Source organism: Pantoea sp. EA-12 (assembly GCF_030053355.1).
Lineage (GTDB): Bacteria > Pseudomonadota > Gammaproteobacteria > Enterobacterales > Enterobacteriaceae > Pantoea > Pantoea vagans_C.
Window position 1 is genome coordinate 358,107 of record NZ_JASGBY010000003.1, and the last position, 17,805, is coordinate 375,911.

Here is a 17,805-nt window from a genome sequence, read left to right on the forward strand (position 1 = left end):
GAATCACTAAATGTAAAAAACCCCGGACCGGCCGGGGTTTTTGCTGAGGTTAAACGCCTCTTATTTGTCGAGCTGCTCTGACATGGTATTGCCTGGATTCGGCGTACGCGGTTCATCAACCGGACGTGGCGCCTTTGGCGTGCCATTGTTGTCTGAAGAGCTGCTGTTGCCGGAGTCATCCCAACCCGCAGGTGGACGAACTTCACGGCGCGCCATCAGGTCATCGATCTGCGGTGCGTCAATGGTTTCATACTTCATCAGCGCATCTTTCATCGCATGAAGGATATCCATATTCTCACCCAACAGAACGCGAGCACGCTGGTAGTTGCTGTCGATCAGGTGTTTAACTTCCTGGTCGATGATACGCGCTGTTTCATCAGACATGTGTTTAGCCTTCGCCACTGAACGGCCCAGGAACACTTCGCCTTCTTCTTCAGCGTACAGCAACGGACCCAATTTCTCGTTGAAGCCCCACTGCGTGACCATGTTGCGTGCCAGGTTGGTCGCCACTTTGATGTCGTTAGACGCACCTGTAGAGACGTGCTCTGCACCATAAATGATCTCTTCAGCAAGACGACCACCGTACAGCGTAGAGATCTGGCTTTCCAGTTTCTGACGGCTGGCGCTGATTGCGTCACCTTCAGGCAGGAAGAAGGTCACACCCAAAGCACGGCCGCGAGGAATAATGGTCACTTTGTGCACCGGATCGTGTTCCGGTACCAGGCGACCAATAATCGCATGGCCAGCTTCATGATAAGCGGTTGATTCTTTTTGCGCTTCCGTCATCACCATGGAGCGACGTTCCGCACCCATCATGATTTTGTCTTTCGCTTTTTCAAACTCAACCATCGAGACCACACGCTTGTTGCCACGTGCAGCAAACAGCGCTGCTTCGTTGACGAGGTTAGCGAGGTCAGCACCCGAGAAGCCCGGCGTACCACGTGCGATGATGGCTGCATCAATGTCAGTTGCCAGCGGCACACGACGCATATGCACTTTCAAGATCTGTTCACGACCGCGAACGTCTGGCAGACCGACCACAACCTGACGGTCAAAACGACCTGGACGCAGCAGCGCAGGGTCAAGTACGTCTGGACGGTTAGTTGCCGCGATCACGATGATGCCTTCATTACCTTCGAAGCCATCCATTTCGACCAGCATTTGGTTCAGCGTCTGCTCACGTTCATCGTGACCACCACCCAAACCGGCACCACGCTGACGGCCCACCGCATCGATTTCATCGATGAAGATAATGCACGGCGCAGCTTTCTTCGCTTGTTCGAACATATCACGCACACGAGATGCACCGACACCGACAAACATTTCTACGAAGTCAGAACCGGAGATGGTAAAGAAAGGCACTTTCGCTTCGCCAGCGATCGCTTTCGCCAGCAACGTTTTACCGGTACCCGGTGGGCCCACCATCAGGACGCCTTTCGGAATCTTACCACCCAGTTTCTGGAAGCGGCTTGGCTCACGCAGGTATTCAACCAGTTCACCGACTTCTTCTTTTGCTTCATCACAACCTGCGACATCAGCAAAAGTGGTCTTGATCTGGTCTTCGGTCAGCATGCGGGCTTTACTCTTGCCAAAGGACATCGCGCCTTTGCCACCGCCGCCCTGCATCTGCCGCATAAAGAAGATCCAAACGCCAATCAACAGCAGCATTGGGAACCAGGAGATGAAGATGGAAGCCAGCAGGCTTGGCTCTTCTGGTGGTTCGCCAATCACTTTGACGTTTTTGGTCAAGAGGTTATCAAGCAACTTAGGATCGTTGACAGGAATGTAAGTCGTATATTTATTACTGTCTTTTTTGACAACGTTAATCTCACGCCCGTTAATACGTGCCTCGCGGACCTGATCCTGGTTCACTTCTGACAGGAAGGTTGAATAATCAACCCTACGGCCATTCGACTCGCTGGGCCCAAAGCTCTGGAAGACAGACATCAGCACGACCGCGATGACTAACCAGAGAATCAGGTTTTTCGCCATGTCACTCAAGGGATTAACCTCATATTACAACGGTGTTAACAGACAGCGTAGGGTACTATATATCCTTCAGACCTGGAATCGCGGCGCTGATGATTTTACTGCTTTCCACTGAAACTCAGAATTACACATCAGAGTAAACGCAGTTCGCCTTGCTTTGATTCCAGTACCGAGGGCTATAGTTTGCGCCCTGTCGCCACAATATACACTTCACGTGAACGTAAACGAGAAGCGTCTGGCTTACGAATTTTCACTTTCGTAAATAGGGAGCGAATTTCCCGCAGGTATTCCTCGAAGCCATCTCCCTGAAACACTTTCACTACAAAACTGCCGCCAGGTGCCAGGATATCTCGACACATTTCCAGCGCCAACTCTACCAAATACATTGATCGTGGAATATCAACCGCAGGTGTACCACTCATGTTCGGTGCCATGTCAGACATAACAACTTGAACCTTTTGGTCACCGACACGTTCCAGCAAAGCGTTTAACACCGCTTCTTCACGAAAGTCGCCCTGCAAGAAATCGACACCGACGATAGGGTCCATCGGCAGCAAATCGCAGGCAATGATACGACCATTCGATCCAATCTGTTGTACCGCATATTGCGACCAACCGCCGGGTGCAGCACCTAGATCTACCACTGTCATACCGGGTTTGAAAAGCTTGTCACCCTGCTGAATTTCATCAAGTTTAAACCAGGCGCGCGAACGCAACCCCTTTTTCTGTGCCTGCAGCACATATTTATCGCTAAAGTGTTCCTGTAGCCAGCGACTGGAACTGGCCGAACGCTTTTTACCCGTCATAATTTTTCCAGTTAAATCTTCATCGTAGCGATAAATCAGTCCGCAATGGGTTGCGTTGATTTGGCGATATACACGAGATGGCGGTAGAATGAACCGTTTTCAATCCCTGAGTAAGTAAAAAATACGATGAATCTGAGTACCAAACAAAAACAGCACCTGAAAGGCCTGGCCCATCCCCTTAAGCCCGTTGTCATGCTGGGCGGTAATGGCCTGACCGAAGGCGTGCTCGCCGAAATCGAACTGGCGCTCGAGCATCACGAATTGATCAAGGTAAAAATTGCCTCGGAAGATCGTGAGACCAAGCAGCTGATCGTTGACGCAATCGTACGTGAAACTAAAGCGTGTAACGTACAGGTCATCGGCAATACGCTGGTGCTGTATCGCCCTGCAAAAGAGCGCAAAATTACTCTGCCACGTTAATGAAGCCGTAAGGCTGCCATAACGGGCAGAGAAAGTGCCATGCTCCTGCATGGGATAAAAGGCCGCGATGCGGCCTTTTTCCTTTCTTTACAATATGCGGCTACACATTTCAAAGCGTAGCAATATCTTAAAGGTATTCCACCTTTAAGACTTCATATTCCACATCGCCACCCGGTGTCTTCACGATTGCGACGTCATCCGCTTCTTTTCCCACCAAACCCCGCGCCATTGGCGAGTTCACTGAGATGAGATTCTGCTTAAAGTCAGCCTCGTCATCACCCACGATGCGGTAGGTAAACTCTTCGTCGGTATCGACATTCAACACGGTGACCGTCGCACCGAAAATCACACGGCCGGTTTTTGGCATGGCAGTCACATCAATGACCTGTGCATTCGAGAGTTTGGCTTCAATCTCCTGAATGCGCCCTTCACAAAAGCCCTGCTCTTCGCGTGCCGCGTGGTATTCGGCATTCTCTTTCAAATCGCCGTGCTCACGGGCTTCGGCGATGGAGGCGATAATACGCGGACGCTTAACGGACTTCAGTTCGTTCAGCTCTTCGCGCAGCTTCTCAGCGCCTTTCAACGTCATCGGAATCTGATTCATTTTGGCTCCTCGTCATCTGTCCTGGTTAACGGCGTCATCCTGACCGGTGACAGCAGAAAACAGCTTCTGCGGCGCGTTACCTCTTTTCACAAGCAAAAGAAGCCTGACCCGGAAAGCTTTCCGGGTCAGGTTCGGTTTTGCATTTTGATACGTATTTTACCCCAGAGTTCCCTGTGGGTCATCGTTTACTTTGCACCGCCTCGGGACGTAGTATTGACGCCTTCACCCGCTAGTTACCGCGAGATTATGCGATTTTCACGACTTGTTACCGGATTAACCTGTGCGTTTATGCTGCAGGCACAAGCAGCCCCCGTTGAAGAATACATGCAGTATTTGCCAGACGGCGCAAACCTGGCGCTGATGGTACAAAAAGTGGGCGCATCAACCCCGATAATCGACTATCACGGCAAACAGATGGCACTGCCGGCCAGTACCATGAAGGTGATTACCGCGCTGGCCGCATTGTTGGAACTGGGACCGGACTTCCGTTTTCAGACCACCATGGAAACCAAAGGCGCGGTCAGTGATGGCACGCTTAATGGCGATTTAGTCGCGCGTTTTGGCGGCGATCCGACGCTCAGTCGACAGGATCTGCGCAACATGGTCGCTGCGCTGAAAAAACAGGGCATTAACCATATTAAAGGCAATCTGGTCATCGATACGTCGGTGTTTGCCAGCCACGATATGGCACCTGGTTGGCCGTGGAATGACCTGACGCAGTGCTTCAGTGCCCCGCCAGGTGCTGCCATTGTCGATAAAAACTGTTTCTCGGTCTCGCTTTACAGCGCCAACACGCCAGGCGAAAACGCCTTTGTGCGTATCGCCTCGTATTATCCAGCGCATATGTTTAGCCAGGTGCGCACCATCGGCCGTAACAGCGGTGATGGGCAGTACTGTGAGCTGGATGTCGTGCCTGGCGAGCTTAATCGCTATACCCTGACAGGTTGTATGCGTCAGCGTGCCGAGCCACTGCCGTTGGCCTTCGCCGTGCAGGATGGAGCCGCATGGGCAGGAGAAATCCTCAAAGCTGAGCTGCGTGCCGCGGATATCGATTACAGCGGTCATTTAGTTCGACAGCCTTTAGTCACCGCACCAGGTACCGTGCTGGCGTCAACGCAATCTGCACCGCTGCACAATCTGTTGCACACCATGCTGAAGAAATCAGACAACATGATTGCCGATACCGTGTTCCGCACTATTGGGCATCACTATTTCAACGTCCCAGGCACCTTCCGCGCCGGTTCTGATGCGGTACGCCGTATCCTGCGCGAAAAAGCCGGCGTTGATCTGGGCAACAGTATTCAGGTCGATGGTTCGGGTTTATCGCGTCACGATTTGATCGCGCCCGACACCATGATGCAGGTGTTGCAGTACATCGCGAAAAACGATTCGACGCTGAACTACATTTCGATGCTGCCATTAGCGGGCTACGACGGCACGCTGCAGTATCGTGGTGGCCTGCATGAAGCGGGTCTGGATGGCAAAGTCTCTGCCAAAACCGGTTCGCTACAGGGCGTCTATAATCTGGCTGGATTTATTACCACCTCCAGCGGTGCACGCGTGGCCTTTGTGCAGTATCTTTCTGGCTATGCCGTGCCGCCGGAAGATCAGAAAACGCGGCGCATTCCTCTGGTACGCTTTGAAAGCCGCCTCTACTCGGATATCAACAAAAACAACTAATGAAACTGCTGATTGTTGAAGATGACGCGCTGTTGCAATCGGGCCTGGCTCAGGCCCTCAGCGCACAAGGATACGCCGTTGACTGCGCCAGTACGGCGGCAGAAAGCAACGCGTTTCTCCGCAGTGGCCAGTACAGCCTGATCGTGTTGGATCTGGGCTTGCCGGATCGCGATGGTGCCACGCTGCTGCGGCAATGGCGGCGGGAAGGCATCAGTGTGCCAGTACTGATCCTCACCGCCCGCGACGCGCTGGAAGACCGGGTTGATGGCCTGGATGCCGGTGCCGATGATTACCTGGTGAAGCCTTTTGCCCTGGTGGAGTTGCAGGCGCGCGTACGTGCGCTGATTCGTCGCTTCCAGGGCCACAGTGACAACCTGCTGCAACAGGGGGATCTCACCCTGAACCTGAGTTCACAACAGGTGCTGCTGGAAGAGCGCCCACTTGAGATCACGCCAAAAGAGTTCGCGCTGCTGACCCGTTTATTGATGCGCGTGGGGCAAAACGTACATCGTGAAACGCTGCAGCAGGATCTTTACAGCTGGAATGACGATCCCGGATCCAACACTCTGGAAGTTCATATTCACAATTTACGTCGCAAACTCGGGAAAGATCGCATCAAAACCGTACGCGGCGTGGGTTACCGTCTGGAAGTGCGCGAATGAATAGCATGCGTCAGCGGTTACTGATTATGCTGGCGCTGATTCTCCTCACCTGCCAGGTGATGAGCGCCATCTGGTTATGGCATGAAAGCCGTGAACAAATCAGCTTCCTGGTGAATGAAACCCTCTCAGCGCAGGCGCGTAACGATCGCGTAGAAAATGAGATCCGCGAAGCCATCGCCTCGCTGCTGTTACCCTCGCTGGTGATGATTGCGCTGACGCTGCTGCTCTCGTTCTGGGCCATCAACTGGATTATTCGCCCGCTGCGTTTGCTGCAAGACAGTCTCGCCCATCGTTCTGCCGATAATCTCACGCCGCTGCCGATCTATTCCGAGATGGATGAGATCGTTGCAGTGACCTCATCAATCAATCAGCTATTTTCAAGACTTGATCACACACTCCAACAGGAAAGGCTGTTCACCGCCGATGCCGCACACGAGCTTCGCACGCCCCTGGCGGGTTTACGCCTGCATCTGGAGTTGTTGCATCAGCAGAAGGTGCCACAAAGCGACATGCTGATTGAGCGCATCGACCAACTGATGCACACCGTTGAACAGTTGCTGATGCTGTCACGCGCCGGACAGGCGCTGGCCGGTGGCCACTATCAGCAGTTGCAGTGGCAAAAAGACATTATGCAGCCGCTGCAACCCGAAATGGCTGAGCTGTATGAGCAGCGCCAGCAAACTCTGCTTTGGCCGCAAGGCAAAGATATCCCGCAGCAGGGAGAAGCCGTGTTGCTGCGCCTGATGTTGCGTAACCTGTTAGAAAACGCTTCGCGTTACAGCCCCGAGGGCAGCGAGGTTAAGGTGAAAATGCAGCAGGACAAGCAGCAGGTGATTATCGAAGTCTGGGATCAGGGGCCGGGTATTGATGCCGATGCGGCGGAAGAGTTGACGCAGGCGTTTCGTCGCCGCGATCAGCGCTATGGCGGCAGTGGCTTGGGCCTGAATATCGTGTTGCGCATCGTGCAAATGCACCGTGGCAGGCTGGAGCTGGTGAATCGTCAAGACAGCAGCGGGCTGATTGCCCGCTGCTATTTACCGCATCAACTACTTTAGAAGTGGGTATTCAGGCCGACGTAATAGGTACGGCCTGATTCGTTGTAGGTATTGGCACCCGCACCGTACAGGTAAGCGCCCGTGGTAGCGTTACCGGTGGTTTGCGCATTACCTTCACGGAAGTGACGCTTATCAAACAGGTTGTCGATACCCAAGGTCACGCTGGCGTACTTATTGATATCGTAAGTGCCGCTCAAGCCGATAATCGAGTAAGGCGCGACTTTATCGGTTGCACTGCCCGTCACCGGTTGGCCTTTGTAGTCATACTTCTTCGGCGTCTGCGTACCGTACCAGGTCAGGGTGGTTTGCAGCGACAGATCCTGCGTGGCTTGCCAGCTTAGCGTCGAGTTCAGGGTGTATTCCGGGATTACTGACAGACGATCGCCGGTTTCCTTGTTTTTACTCTGCAGCATGTAGGTGAAGTTGTTATTCCACATCACGCTATCAGAGAACGGCACGTTAACTGTACCTTCCAGTCCTTCGACGACCGCTTTCGGCACGTTTTCCCATTTATAGATATCTGTGGTGCCGTTCGAGGCTTTACCCACTGGCGCGTAACCCGCTTCAATCTTGTTGCGGTAATCGTTACGGAACCAGGTCAGACCGGCCTGATAACCTTCGTGTTTCCACTCCAGCCCAATCTCTTTGTTGAAACTGTTTTCGGCTTTCAGGTCTGGGTTACCCTGCAGATAACAGGCACCGGTACTGGCTGCACAACCCTGACCGTTGCTGTACAGCAGGTAGTTCGGGTTGGTCTGGTACAAGCTTGGCGCTTTGTACGCCAGGCCAGCACCCATCTTCAGCGTGAAGTCATCACCTAAACCTTGCGACAGGTTCAGAGACGGGCTCCAGTTATTGCCGACGATCGAGTGATGATCGAAGCGCAGGCTTGGCGTCAGCATGGTGCTGTCGGTCAGCTCCATGTTGTCTTCTGCAAACAGCGAGAAGATTTCCGCCTGCGAATAAGGGCTACGACCGGTATTCGACACGCCCGGCACGGAACCGTAGTTCGCTGCCTGAGTGGTGGAAGAAGGATCCTTCATGCTCTGCTGGTTCCATTCAGTCCCCAGTGTGGCTGTCTGATTAATCAACCACTCGAATGGAATGCTGACTTCACTGTGCAGCAAGATGTCGTCTAACTGAATGGTATTGAAACCATCGTTAGAGAAGATGCCCTCGGTGCCGCCCGCCAGACCTTCGTTAATGCGGGTGTTACGGGTTTTCTCGTAACGCGCATAGGTATTGGTGCTGACACCATTATCCCACGCACCCGTCCATTTCAACGAGATATTCTGACGATACAGGCGGTTAGTTTCGTCGCCGTACAGACTCTTGACCAGCGCGCTGGTGTTGGTGTTTTGGGTATCGCCCGCGTACAGGTTGCCCTGACGGCTGTAACCCGCTTGCAGCTCCAGGGTTTGCATCGGGGCAAACTTCCAGCTCAGCAAAGCGTTGATATCTTTGTTCACCGACCCTTCACGGCCCGATGGATAGCTGCCCGCATACGTACCGGTACGATCGGCAGCATGGCCTTCGTTGATGTCGTAGGCATCGGCCTGCGTTTTGGCCAAGCCACCGTACAGACGGAAGTTAACATCGTCACCCAGCGGCCCTTCAAGACTGAAGTTAGTGCGCTTGGTCGACCCTTCCGATTTATGCTCAGGCGCATTGAGGTAGGTGTTCCAGGAACCGTGCCACTGCTGGTCAGTGTATTTTTTAGTGATGATATTCACCACGCCACCCGCCGCGCCGTTACCGTAGCGTACTGCAGCCGGACCACGGATCACGTCAATGTGGTCGATCATCTCTGGTGGCACCCAGTTGGTATCGCCGCGCGTATCACGCTCGCCACGCCAGCCTAAACGCACTGAGTTGCGGCTGGTGATCGGCATGCCATCCACCATAATCAGGGTGTTTTCCGGGCCCATGCCGCGAATATCAATCTGACGATTGTTACCGCGCTGGCCGCTGGTAGAGTTACCGGTGAGGTTCACGCCTGGCATGGTGCGAATGATTTCTGAGACGTCACGCGCCGGCGGATGCTTTTTAATTTCATCAGCGGTGATGGTCGACACGCCGGGTGCCTGTAGGTTTTGCTGCTGGGCCGTCACCATTAAGGTGCCGCCGTTCATGGATTCGGCGTCGGCGGTAGATTGGCTGCTGGTCGTCTTGCTGGAAGTGTCTGCTGCCCAGGCGCTGCCGGAGAGCAGTGAGGCGCTGAGCCCCAGTTCAATCAAAATAGCTAATGATAGTTTTGAGTAACGCGTCATTTTTTTTCATTCCTGGATGGCCAACAAAAATCTCGTTGGATTCTTGGCTGGCGAGCCGGTGAGAATATCCCTGTCCTAATCGCGCCCAGTTCCAGACCTGGCAGTGCTATCCGTTGCATAACCTTCCAGGAAGGAAAGAGCCAGGCGGAACGCGCGTGCTCTTTTTGAGCGGAAACACCCTATTGCAAATGCAAATAGTTATCAATAGTATTAATCATTAATCTTATGTAAATCTTTCCCTACAGTAATTGGCAGCCCCTATGACCTGGCGAAATGATGTAACCGGTAGCGAAGCCTGGTGGCAGGAGCAACAATCTCAAGGCATTCCACGCATCGAGCCACAACCGGATGGCACCTGTCTGGTGACCTTCTTCTGGCGCGACCCGCAAGGCAGTGAAAAAGCATCGGTGACGCAGCGCGTGTGGATCAACATCACCGGCGTGACCGATCATCATCAAAAGCGTCCGCCACAATCACTGGTGCGCGTCACGGGGACTGATGTGTGGTACTGGCAAACTGCCCTTCCAGCCAACTGGCGCGGCAGCTACTGCCTGATGCCCGATGAGCATGCCACGGATTTCTCCGGCGAAGCCGACATGTACAACCTGCGTAACTGGTGGCGGGAAAAATTCCCCACGGCGAAGGCCGATCCGCTGAATAAACTGCGTAGCTGGGCCGGTGGACGCGGTATGGGCGTTTCTCCACTGCACTTGCCGCAGGCGCCGAATCAGCAAATCTGGCAATCGGTGGACGATGGCAGCGCGCCTGAGATATCTCTAGAACAATATCAGTGGGATAGCGCACTGTTAGGCAACAGCCGTAAGGTCTGGATTTACACCACCGGCGCGTCAGAACCCGCACAGCGTCCGCTGGCGATCCTGCTGGATGGGCAATTCTGGGCCAACCAAATGCCGATTGCTGGCCCGCTGCAACAGCTCACGGACAGCGGCAAATTGCCCGCCGCGGTCTATCTGTTTATCGACATCATTGACCGCGAACACCGCAGCCGGGAATTGCCCTGCAACCCGCAATTCTGGCAGGCCATGCAGCAGGAGTTACTGCCACAGGTCGCTGCATGGGCGCCGTATCGCCAGCAGGCAGACAGCACGCTGGTGGCCGGACAAAGCTTCGGTGGGCTGGCATCGGTGTTCGCCGCACTGCATTTCCCGGAGACTTTCGGCAACGCGCTGAGCCTCTCCGGGTCGTTCTGGTGGCCGGAACGTGGCAATCCGCACGGCTGGCTGTTACAGGCATTAGATGGCGGCTTAGCGCCCCAATACCCGCTACGTTTCTGGCTGGAAGCAGGCAAACGAGAAGGCCTGATTCTGCAAGCCAATCAACAATTAGAACAACAACTTACTGCTGCCGGTTACCAGGTGAATTATCAACCGGTTGAGGGCGGTCACGACGCGCTATGTTGGCGCGGTGGGCTGCTCGACGGTCTGCAAGCTCTGTGGCGCAATCCGACTTAAATTTCCTCACGCAGGACGCAAACCGGAGCAACGATGTCTGAATCTCTGATGAACAAAACCATGACTGACCAACACACTCTGCCGCTGGTGGCGGCACAGCCCGGCATCTGGATTGCCGATCAGCTGACTCAACACCACAACGCCTATGCCGTGGCGCACTTTGTTGAATTACAGGGTGCGATTAACAGCGCCTTGTTAGCACAAGCCATCGTGGCAGGCATGCAGGAAGCCGATACGCTCAACATGGCGTTTGGCGAAGTTGAAGGTGAAGCATTGCAATGGGCACAGCCGCAAACGTTCAGCGCACCGCAGATTGTGGATTTGCGCGATGAAGCCGATGCTGCCGCCAAAGCCCGCGCATTAATGCGTGAAGATATGAACGGTGATTTGCGCGTGTTGAGCGGGGCTAAACTGTGGCATCACTGCCTGTATCGCATTGGCGATCAGCACTGGTTCTGGTATCAGCGCTACCATCATTTGGTAGTGGATGGTTTCAGCTTTACCGCCATCACGCGCCGCATTGCCAACCTCTACAGCGCCGCCGTTCAGCAACAGGATGCCGAACCTACCCCGTTTATTCCGTTTAGCGAAGTGGTTGAAGAGTATCAGCGCTATCAGGAATCCTCATCCTTCACGCGTGACCGCGATTTCTGGCGGGAGAAAGGGGCCGCACTGCCCTCACCCGCGTCCCTGTCGCCGTTGCCACTGGCCGGGCAAAGCGCCACCACCGATATCCTGCGTCATAGCGTCACGCTCGATCGCGCCACTTTTCAGACCTTGGTCAACCAGCATCCGCAATCCAGCGCCGCTGATTTAGCCTTTGCCCTGGTTGCGCTGTGGCTCGCGCGACTCAGTGGTCAGAACGACTTCGCCGCCGGCTTCATCTTTATGCGACGCATTGGTTCTGCCGCACTGTGCGCTACGGGCCCGGTGATCAATGTGCTGCCGATGGCGGTGCATTACGATCCGACTCAACCAATCGCCGCGCTGGCAGCGCAACTGGCGGGTGAAGTGAAGAAAATGCGCCGCCACCAGCGCTATGATGCCGAGCAGGTACAGCGTGACCTCGGCCGATTGGGCGATGGCGATCCGCTGTACGGCCCAGTGATCAATCTCAAGATGTTTGATTACCAACTCGATTTTGCCGGCGTAGAGGGGATGACGCATCAGTTGGCCTCTGGCCCGGTACGCGATCTGGAGATCGCTATCTATATCAGTGAACAAGGTGAACTGACGCTGGAACTGCTGGCCAATGCGCAACGTTACAGCGAATCCACGCTGCACCGTCATACCAGCCGCTTTGACTTGCTGCTGAAGCAGCTTGCCGAGCAGCCGCTGCGCCCGTTGGGTGAACTTGATCTGCTGACCGTCGAAGAACATGCGCAAATTGCTGGCATTAATCAGACGGCACATCCTGTCCCCGCAGAAACCCTGGCTTCATTGCTGGCACAACAGGTTGAGCGTACTCCGGATGCGCCGGCGCTGGCGGATGTCGTGCATCAACTCAGCTACCGCGAAATGCAGCAGCAACTGTTCGCGCTGGCGGACGATCTGCGTGCCGCCGGTGTGCAGCGCGGCGATATCGTGGCGGTGGCGCTGCCCCGTTCGGTGCAGCTTTCATTGGCGCTTCAGGCGATTGTTTCGCTGGGTGCAGCCTATCTGCCACTTGATACCGGTTATCCTGACGAGCGTTTACAGCTGATGCTGGAAGACGCCGCACCGAAAACGTTGATTACCTCAGCTGAACTCAGCGCACGTTTCCAGGCCATCGCCACGGTTAATCAGCTGCATTTTGATGCGCTCTACGCCCACACGGATGCTCCGCAACCTGCCAGTGCGCCGACACCGCAGGGCGGGGCTTACATCATCTACACCTCGGGTTCAACGGGCCGTCCAAAAGGCGTGCTGGTGGGGCATGAGGCCATCGTCAATCGCCTGCTATGGATGCAGGATCGCTACCCGCTGCAAGCCGACGACGTGGTGCTACAGAAAACGCCGAGCAGCTTCGACGTCTCCGTATGGGAGTTCTTCTGGCCGCTGCTGGTCGGCGCGCAGTTGGTGATGGCTCCGCCTGAGGCGCACCGCGATCCTGAAGCGCTGCAGCAACTGTTTGCCCGCTACAAAGTCACCACCACGCATTTCGTACCCTCGATGCTGGCGGCCTTTGTCGCGGCCCTGGATACACCGGCCGCCATCGCCTGCTGTACCAGCTTGCGTAATGTTTTCTGCAGTGGTGAAGCCCTGCCGACCGATCTGTCACGCGAGTGGGAAAAGCTGACGCATGTACCGCTGCACAACCTGTATGGCCCAACCGAAGCAGCGGTGGATGTCAGCTGGTATCCGGCCTTTGGTGAGGCGCTGGCGGCAGTAGAAGGTGCCAGCGTGCCAATTGGTTTCCCGGTGTGGAATACCGGATTGCGTATTCTCGACGCACGCATGCAGCCAGTGCCACCGGGTGTCGCCGGTGATCTTTACCTCACTGGCGTACAGTTAGCGCATGGCTATCTCGGCCGTCCAGACCTGACAGCCAGCCGCTTTATCGCCGATCCTTTTGCCACAGGTGAGCGTATGTACCTCACTGGCGATGTTGCTCGTTGGCTGGAGAACGGCGCAGTGGAATACCTCGGCCGCAGCGATGATCAGCTGAAGATTCGCGGTCAGCGCATCGAACTTAATGAAATCGACCATGTGTTGAGTGCTCAGCCCGGCATTGAGCAGGCGGTGACGCATGCCGTGGTGTTGGGCGGCAGCGCGGCGCAAGGCGGTGATGCGCGTCAGTTGGTGGGTTACGTGATTGCCGCGCAACCTGTTGATGGTGAAGCACTGCGCGAAGCGTTGGCGCAACGTCTGCCCGCCCATATGGTGCCGGTGGCGATTGTGCAGCTTGATGCCTTCCCGCTCAGCAGCAATGGAAAACTGGATCGCAAAGCGCTGCCGTTACCGCAAAATGCGGCAGAGAGCATGGGACGCGAACCGCATGCCGGATTAGAAACCCAGTTGGCGCAAGCCTTCTGCCAGCTGCTGGCACGCGAAAGCGTCAGTGCGCAGGATGATTTCTTTGCCCTGGGCGGACACTCATTGCTGGCCATGCGCTTAGCCGCACAGCTGCGCCGTGAACTGCAACAGCCGGTGTCGGTGGGGCAGATTATGGTGGCCTCAACCGTGGAGAAACTGGCGCGTTTGCTCAGCGATGCGCATTCGCATCAGCAGGCGGGCTTTGAAGCCGTGCTGCCACTGCGTCAGAGCAACGGGCCAACGCTGTTCTGTTTCCATCCGGCATCTGGCTTTGCCTGGCAGTTTAGTATTCTGCAACGCTATCTTGATCAGCGCTGGTCGCTGGTGGGGATTCAGTCACCGGATACCGAAAGCCCGTTGAACCAGAGCGCGCATCTCGACGACGTATGTGAAGCCCACCTGCGCACGCTACGTGAGGTGCAACCGCACGGGCCTTACTACTTCCTGGGCTATTCTCTGGGCGGAACCCTGGCACAAGGCATCGCTGCACGTCTTGAAGCAGCGGGTGAAGAGGTGGCCTTCCTCGGCCTGCTCGACACCTGGCCGCCGGAAACGCAGAACTGGGATGAGAAACGCGGCGAGAACGTGCTGGATCCGGCCGTGCTGGACGAGGTGAATCGCGAGCGTGAGCAATTTATCGCGGCGCAGCGCCATCAGGCCGGGGAAGAGATGCGTGCGATGTTCGATACCATCGAAGCCAACTACGCCAGTTCAGTTCGCCTGCTGGCGACTGCGCGCAGCGCCCGTTTCAATGGTCGTGCCACGCTGTTCCTGGCTGAAAAAACGCAGCAGCCAGGCCAGGATGCACGTCGCGCCTGGGCACCGTATGTGGGTGAACTAGACGTATGGCCAATGGATTGTGCGCATGTGGAGATTATTTCGCCGCAGATGTTCGAGCAGATTGGGCCATTGTTACAGCGGATTTTGGGGTAATTGGCACCAGGTGCGCATCAATGCGAACCCTACACGTAGGGGCGGCATTGATGCCGCCCTGATTACCTGCCTCGCCCCAGCGGCACAATCATTGGCGTATGCGCCACCGGATCGTCCACAATCACGCAGCGCAAACCATACACCTGCTCAATCAATGCGGGCGTGACAATCTCCGCGGGCTTACCTTCGGCGATAATCTTGCCGTGACGCATGGCAATCAAATGCGTGGCGTAACGACAGGCGTGGTTCAGATCGTGCAACACCACCACCAGCGTACGACCATGCTGCTGATTCAACTCCTGCATCAACTCCAGCAGCTCAATCTGATGGGTGATATCCAGCCAGGTGGTCGGCTCGTCCAGCAGCAGCAGAGGCGTTTGCTGGGCCAGCACCATGGCAATCCACACGCGCTGACGTTGACCACCGGATAAAGTATCCACCGGCTGCTGCGCCAGATCGGCGACGCCGGTAGCGCGCATCGCCTGCTGTACCGCCTCTTCATCTTCAGTCCGCCAGCGCCCAAACAGCGGTTGGTGCGGATAGCGTCCACGCGCCACCAACTCCGTCACACTGATGCCCGCAGGCGCGTTGGAACTCTGCGGCAGCAGTCCTAACCGTCTTGCCACCTCTTTGGTGGGGTAGCGCGCAATCGCCTCACCGTCTAAATACACTTCGCCTTTTAGCGGAGCATTGAGACGGCTTAACGTACGTAATAACGTCGATTTACCACAGGCGTTGGGGCCGATAATCACCGTCAGCTCCCCTTCCGGGATCGCCACCGACAAATTTTCCGCCACCACTTTTTTGTCATAACCGAGCGTCAGGCCTTCGCCATACAGACGTGAAGGAATATCGATCATTGGCGTCGCGCCTCCCGCACCAGTAACGCAATCAGATAGAGTCCACCCAGGCTGACGGTGATCACGCCAACCGGTAATTGATAAGGCAGGAACAGATGCTGTGCGGCAAAATCTGCGGCAATCAGTAGCAATGCCCCACACAGTGATGCCAGCAGCAAAGCACCTTTCTCGCCGCCGCCCAGCCGGCGTGCAATCTGCGGAGCCAGTAACGCCACAAAGGAGATCGGTCCCACCAACGCCGTTGACGCTGCCGTCAACACCACGCCAATCAGCATCAGCCACATGCGGCTGCGCTCGACGGGCACGCCGAGGGCGCTGGCCGTGTCATCGCCCATCTCCAGCAGGCGCATCCGGCGCGTCAGCAACGCCATCAACAACAGTGACAACAACAGCACCACAATCACGGGCGGTGTTTTTGCCCAGGTGATGCCGTTCAGCGAACCCGCGCTCCATAAACCGGCACTCAGCGCCGATTCCAGTGAGGCACTGATAATGAGCCAGGCATTGAGCGCCATCAGTAACGCGCGCACGCTAATGCCAACAATAATCAGGCGGAAGGTTTCAACACCGTTGCGCCAGGCAAGCAGGTACACCAGCGCCGCAGTGCCGATCCCGCCCACCAGCGCCGCGCCAGTCATGGCCGCGATGCCCTGATTGAATAGCACCAACGCCACCAATACGCCGCTGTAGGCACCGGTGTTAAAGCCAAGAATATCCGGGCTGCCGAGGGGATTGCGCAGTAAAGACTGGAAAATGGCACCGCTCACGCCGAGGGCCGCGCCAATCAGCAGCGCCATCAGCACGCGCGGCAGTCGCCACTCCAGCACGATCAGCTTCACGTTGCTGGCTCCTTCCCCCAGCAGCACCTGCCAGAACTGTTCTGCGCCGATCGGTAATGCGCCGCGCGTCATTGCCAGATAAGCCAGCAGCAAGCAGGTCAGGGTCAACCACGTGGTATGCAGCAGAACACGGCGCGTCATAAGCCACCTCGCCCGAGTTGACGACGCACCAGCACAATCAGGACGGGAGCGCCCAGCATTGCGGTGACAATCGAGACACGCAGTTCACCTGCCACCAGCAAGCGGCCCAGAATATCCGCCGCCAGCAGCAGAACCGGGGTGATGATCGCTGTGGCCGGCAGCATCCAGCGGTGATCGTTACCCACCAGCCAGCGGGCAAAATGCGGTGTCATCAGACCGATAAAGGCAATCGGGCCCACTGCAGCCGTTGCCGCTCCGCACAACAGTGCGATAGCCAGCAACCCCAACAGCTGCGTACGCGCCACGCGCGTCCCGAGTGCCGTTGCCATATCACCGCCCATGCTCAAGCTGTTCAACGCCTGCGACAGACAAATCGCCATCACGCCACCGACGAGCACCGCCGGGAACAAAGTGCGCAGCACTTCAAAGTTGCGGATATCCAGTGAGCCGCTGTGCCAGAAACGCAGATGGTCATAAATATCAGGATTGAGTAGTGACAGGCCCGATGTCAGGCCATCCAGCACCGCGCCCAGCGCCACGCCAGCTAACGTCAGGCGCACCGGATTGACGCGCCCACCGCCAATCGCACCGGTCATCGCCACCAGCAGCGAGGCCAGTAACGCGCCGGCAAAAGCAAATCCGAGCCAGTCGAGCGGCGAATCGGCGCCAAACAGCGCAATGCCAATCACCACGGCAAAGCCGGCACCGGCATTCACCCCTAGAATGCCGGGATCGGCCAATGGATTACGCGTCAGGCTTTGCATCAAGGCCCCCGCCAGCCCCAGCGCCACCCCAGCGAGTAGCCCAGCCAGCGTTCGCGGCAAGCGCGCGTCGCGCACAATCACACACTCTGCGCTGTTACAGCTGGAGGTCAGCGAATGGTAGACATCGGTAAGCGGTATTGATTTGGCCCCCAGCATTAAGCTGAGCGCGATGAGGAGCATGAGCAGAATCCCTGAGCCTGCTAATGCACGGAACTGGCGCATCGTTCTAAACCTTCACTGTTCAACGTCGTCGCATGCGCAACGCAATTTGATAATGGTTATCGTTATTACTCGC

Annotated in this window: 13 protein-coding genes; 6 read left to right on the plus strand and 7 right to left on the minus strand. The window is 56.1% G+C overall.

From position 1 onward, the window contains the following. Positions 1–60: 60 nt before the first annotated feature. Together ftsH and rlmE are read right to left on the minus strand one after the other, a co-directional pair. Positions 61–1,992, minus strand: coding sequence for an ATP-dependent zinc metalloprotease FtsH (ftsH, locus tag QMZ30_RS06860; RefSeq protein WP_039327554.1), 1,932 nt, complete (start codon positions 1,990–1,992; stop codon positions 61–63). Between the two features lie 173 nt (positions 1,993–2,165). Further along, entirely contained in the window at positions 2,166–2,795 is a 630-nt protein-coding gene (rlmE, locus tag QMZ30_RS06865; protein WP_034826540.1) for a 23S rRNA (uridine(2552)-2'-O)-methyltransferase RlmE, read from the minus strand. Positions 2,796–2,921: 126 nt separating this feature from the next. Here rlmE and yhbY point away from each other — a divergent pair, with 126 nt between their 5' ends. Next, positions 2,922–3,215 carry a ribosome assembly RNA-binding protein YhbY gene (yhbY, locus tag QMZ30_RS06870; RefSeq protein WP_034826542.1) on the plus strand — a complete coding sequence of 98 codons (294 nt, stop codon included), beginning with the start codon at positions 2,922–2,924 and terminating at the stop codon, positions 3,213–3,215. A gap of 127 nt (positions 3,216–3,342) precedes the next feature. Here the strand turns inward: yhbY and greA are convergent, their stop codons facing one another. Continuing rightward, entirely contained in the window at positions 3,343–3,819 is a 477-nt protein-coding gene (gene greA, locus QMZ30_RS06875; RefSeq protein ID WP_039327550.1) for a transcription elongation factor GreA, read from the minus strand. A gap of 246 nt (positions 3,820–4,065) precedes the next feature. On the opposite strand from greA, the gene dacB reads away from it, so the two are divergent. The 3 genes from dacB to pmrB are packed head-to-tail and all read left to right on the plus strand — an operon-like array spanning position 4,066 to position 7,216. Beyond that, on the plus strand, positions 4,066–5,499 hold the full coding sequence (gene dacB / locus QMZ30_RS06880; RefSeq protein ID WP_039327547.1) for a serine-type D-Ala-D-Ala carboxypeptidase: 1,434 nt from the start codon (positions 4,066–4,068) through the stop codon (positions 5,497–5,499). Next, positions 5,499–6,161: a two-component system response regulator PmrA gene (gene pmrA, locus QMZ30_RS06885; RefSeq protein WP_283226818.1), complete on the plus strand. Its 663-nt coding sequence runs from the start codon at positions 5,499–5,501 to the stop codon at positions 6,159–6,161. The genes dacB and pmrA overlap by 1 nt, the downstream gene beginning before the upstream one ends. Continuing rightward, complete coding sequence (pmrB, locus tag QMZ30_RS06890) at positions 6,158–7,216, plus strand: two-component system sensor histidine kinase PmrB (RefSeq protein WP_283226819.1); 1,059 nt, start codon at positions 6,158–6,160, stop codon at positions 7,214–7,216. Before pmrA ends, pmrB begins: the two co-directional genes overlap by 4 nt. Here pmrB and QMZ30_RS06895 read toward each other — a convergent pair. Next, entirely contained in the window at positions 7,213–9,486 is a 2,274-nt protein-coding gene (locus QMZ30_RS06895) for a TonB-dependent siderophore receptor (RefSeq protein WP_283226820.1), read from the minus strand. The two genes, pmrB and QMZ30_RS06895, sit on opposite strands and share 4 nt — an antisense overlap. Positions 9,487–9,746: 260 nt before the next feature. Between QMZ30_RS06895 and fes the strand changes: the two genes are divergently transcribed. Both fes and QMZ30_RS06905 read left to right on the plus strand, forming a co-directional pair. Continuing rightward, positions 9,747–10,958, plus strand: coding sequence for an enterochelin esterase (gene fes, locus QMZ30_RS06900; protein WP_283226821.1), 1,212 nt, complete (start codon positions 9,747–9,749; stop codon positions 10,956–10,958). 33 nt (positions 10,959–10,991) lie between these two features. Next, entirely contained in the window at positions 10,992–14,906 is a 3,915-nt protein-coding gene (locus tag QMZ30_RS06905) for an enterobactin synthase subunit F (RefSeq protein WP_283226822.1), read from the plus strand. 62 nt (positions 14,907–14,968) lie between these two features. Here QMZ30_RS06905 and QMZ30_RS06910 read toward each other — a convergent pair whose 3' ends face one another. The 3 genes from QMZ30_RS06910 to fepD are packed head-to-tail and all read right to left on the minus strand — an operon-like array spanning position 14,969 to position 17,732. Then, positions 14,969–15,766: an ATP-binding cassette domain-containing protein gene (locus QMZ30_RS06910; protein ID WP_283226823.1), complete on the minus strand. Its 798-nt coding sequence runs from the start codon at positions 15,764–15,766 to the stop codon at positions 14,969–14,971. After that, positions 15,763–16,746: an iron-enterobactin ABC transporter permease gene (gene fepG / locus QMZ30_RS06915; protein ID WP_283226824.1), complete on the minus strand. Its 984-nt coding sequence runs from the start codon at positions 16,744–16,746 to the stop codon at positions 15,763–15,765. The genes QMZ30_RS06910 and fepG overlap by 4 nt, the downstream gene beginning before the upstream one ends. Then, positions 16,743–17,732, minus strand: a complete 990-nt coding sequence (fepD, locus tag QMZ30_RS06920) for a Fe(3+)-siderophore ABC transporter permease (protein WP_283226825.1) — start codon at positions 17,730–17,732, stop codon at positions 16,743–16,745. Before fepD ends, fepG begins: the two co-directional genes overlap by 4 nt. Positions 17,733–17,805: the final 73 nt, after the last annotated feature.